This window comes from Microbacterium sp. K35 (assembly GCF_004794375.1).
Taxonomy (GTDB): domain Bacteria; phylum Actinomycetota; class Actinomycetes; order Actinomycetales; family Microbacteriaceae; genus Microbacterium; species Microbacterium sufflavum.
The window spans coordinates 1-3155 of record NZ_SSDM01000052.1 but is presented as its reverse complement, the minus strand read 5'-3'; the positions used below and the strand labels follow the sequence as shown (position 1 = coordinate 3155).

General features: G+C 71.4%; 3 protein-coding genes. All 3 read left to right on the top strand.

Features of this window, described 5'->3' with window-relative positions:
• Window positions 1-854 (top strand): EscU/YscU/HrcU family type III secretion system export apparatus switch protein (locus DW299_RS01390; protein WP_136035373.1); only part of this gene is annotated, 854 nt, incomplete at its 5' end.
• On the top strand, window positions 851-2914 hold the full coding sequence (locus DW299_RS01385) for a flagellar biosynthesis protein FlhA (protein WP_136029655.1): 2064 nt from the start codon (window positions 851-853) through the stop codon (window positions 2912-2914). The genes DW299_RS01390 and DW299_RS01385, both read left to right, overlap by 4 nt.
• Window positions 2915-2918: 4 nt before the next feature.
• Window positions 2919-3155 (top strand): carbon storage regulator CsrA (csrA, locus tag DW299_RS01380; protein WP_136035372.1); only part of this gene is annotated, 237 nt, incomplete at its 3' end.

The window sequence follows — 3155 nt, the reverse complement described above, 5'->3', positions numbered from 1 at the left end:
TGGGCCGCGGGCTCGCGTCGGTCCTGCCCACGCTCGGCGCGCTGCTGGCCGCCGTCGCGGTCGTCACCCTGCTCGGCGCGGTGGTGCAGGGCGGCGTGCACCTGCGCAAGCTCACCGGACGCTACGAGCAGTTCAACCTCGTCTCGGGCATGCGGCGGGTGTTCGGCCTGCAGGCGCTCTGGGAGGGCGCGAAGGCGCTGCTCAAGACGGCAGCGATCGCGCTCGCACTGTGGTTCGTGATCGCCGGGCTCATGCCGGTGCTGACCGCGAGCGGCGCGCACTCGATCTCCCGTCTGCTGGGCACCGCGGCCGAGGGCACCGCCGCCCTCCTGCAGACCGCGATCGGCGTGGGCCTGGTCCTCGCCGCGATCGACCTGTTCGTGGTGATGCGCCGCAACCGCAAGCACACGCGCATGACCAAGAAGGAAGTGCGCGACGAGAACAAGAACTCCGAGGGCGACCCGCTGATCCGCCAGCAGCGCCGGTCGCGCCAGCTCGCCGTGAGCCGCAACCGGATGATCGCGGCGGTCGCGAACTCCGACGTCGTGGTGGTCAACCCCACCCACATCGCGATCGCGCTGAGCTACGAGGCCGGCACCTCCGCCCCCCGCGTGGTCGCGAAGGGCAGCGGGGTGATCGCCGAGCGCATCCGCGAGAAGGCGCTCGAGGCCGGGGTGCCCCTCGTGCGCGACATCACCCTCGCGCGATCCCTGCACGCCGCGTGCGAGCTGGGCCACGAGATCCCCGAAGACCTGTACAACGCCGTGGCGCGCGTGCTCGTGTTCGTCGACGCCCTGCGGCGTCGCGGCGCCGCCCGCGGCATCCACTCGCTCCCCTACCGGAGGACCGCATGAAGAAGATGCTCACCACGCTGATGGTGCCGATCGGGGTGGTCGGCATCATCATGCTGCTCGTCGTCCCGGTGCCGCCGTTCCTGCTCGACGTGCTCATCATCCTCAACATCATGTTCGCGCTGGTGATCCTGCTGACGTCGATGTTCGTGAAGAAGCCGCTCGACTTCTCGGTGTTCCCCTCGCTGCTGCTGGTGGCGACGCTGTTCCGTCTCGGCCTGAACGTCGCGTCCACCCGGCTCGTGCTGGGCGAGGCGTACGCGGGGCAGGTCATCGAGGCGTTCGGGGCCATCGCGGTCGGCGGCTCGCTCATCATCGGCGCGGTCGTGTTCCTCATCCTCGTGGTCATCCAGTTCGTCGTCGTCACGAAGGGTGCCGAGCGCGTGGCCGAGGTCGGCGCCCGGTTCACGCTCGACGCGATGCCCGGCAAGCAGATGGCCATCGACGCCGATCTCAACGCGGGACTCATCACCGACACGGAGGCCAGGCAGCGCCGCGCCGAGGTGGCCGCGGAGGCCGACTTCTACGGCGCCATGGACGGTGCCTCGAAGTTCGTGAAGGGCGACGCGATCGCCGGGCTCGTCATCATCATCATCAACATCGTCGGCGGCATCGCGATCGGGCTCGTGCAGCACGGCATGTCGATCGACCAGGCCGTGAGCACGTACAGCCTCCTGACGATCGGCGACGGCCTGGTCACCCAGATCCCCGCTCTGCTCATGGCCGTGTCGACCGGCATGATCGTGACCCGTTCGACCGCCGAGACCGAGATGGGCACGGCCGCATCGGCCCAGCTCGGGCAGTCCCGCAACGCGCTGCTGATCGCCGGGTGCGCGGCCATCATCATGTCGCTCATCCCGCACATGCCGATGCTGCCGTTCGTCGCGATCGGGGCGCTGCTGCTCCTGGTCGCCCAGCGCATCACCGCCACCAGGAAGCGGGAGGCGGCCGAAGCCGCGAAGGCACCGGTGACGCCGCCTGCGGAGCAGCCGGAGGAGCTGATCGAACGCATGCGCGTGCACCCGCTCGAGATCCTCCTCTCGCCCGACATCGTCGACCTGGTCACCGGCGGCCCCGACGACCTGCTCGCGCGCGTGAAGGCGCTGCGGCGGCGCATTGCGCTCGACCTCGGCCTGGTCACCCCGCCCGTCCGCACGCGCGACAGCATCGAGCTGCCGCAGGCCACGTACGTGATCCGCATCGCCGGGGTGGAGACCGGGCGCGGCACCGCGCCGGGCGGATCGGTGCTCGCGCTCGGCTCGGGACTCGAGTCGCTGCCCGGCGCCGCAGCCCTCGACCCCGTGTTCGGGCTGGAGGGCAAGTGGATCCCGATGGAGATGCGGCACAGCGCCGAGTTCGCCGGGGCGACCGTGATCGACCGGGCCAGCGTGATCGTCACGCACCTGTCGAGCGTGATCCAGACGCACGCCGCGCGGCTGCTGTCGCGGGAGGACGTGCGCCAGCTCACCGACGCGCTCAAGCAGGTGTCGCCGTCGGCGGTGGAGGAGCTCACGCCCGCGCAGCTCTCGCTCGCCGAGGTCCAGCGCGTGCTGCAGGGGCTGCTCGCGGAGCGCGTGCCGATCAACGACCTCGGCCGCATCTACGAGGCGCTGGCCCTGCGCGCCAAGACCTCGACCGACCCGGAGGGGCTGATCGAGGCCGCCAGGGCCGCGCTCGGCCCGGCGATCGCCGCGCGCTTCGCGGAGAACGGCGTGCTGCGGGTGGTCATGATCAACCCGCTGCTGGAGCAGGCGATGCTGGAGAGCCTGCGGCCGGGCGACGACGGCACCCAGATCGTGTTCGAGCCGCAGCGCATGGAGGCCGTGATCGCCTCGGTCAAGCAGGCGGTCGCCGCGCAGGCGGACGGGCCGGAGCCGGTGCTGGTGTGCGCGCCGTCGCTGCGGCCGGCCGTGCGACGGCTGGTGTCGGCGCAGACCGACGGCCTGCCGGTGCTGTCGTACAGCGAGGCCACCGCGGCGCCGCTGACGATCGAGACCATCGGCGTGGTGCGCGACGCCTCGACCGCGTCGCTGGGGCCCGCCCCCGTCGCACCAGTAGGCTGATCGAATGCTGGTGTTGACGAGGCGGATCGGTGAGAGCGTGCGCATCGACGGCGAGATCGAGGTCACGCTGCTCGACATCAAGGGCGACAGCGTGCGGATCGGCGTGAAGGCCCCGCGGGAGACGCGCATCCAGCGCACCGAGATCATCGAGGCCGTCGGCGCCGAGAACGTCTCCGCCGCCGCCGACACCGACGCCACCGCCGAGGGGGCCATCGCCGCCGCGCTCGCCCGCGGCCGCGAT

Coding starts and splice junctions, on each gene's coding strand:
- DW299_RS01385 (WP_136029655.1), top strand. CDS start 851: ATGAAGAAGATGCTCACCACGCTGATGGTGCCGATCGGGGTGGTCGGC.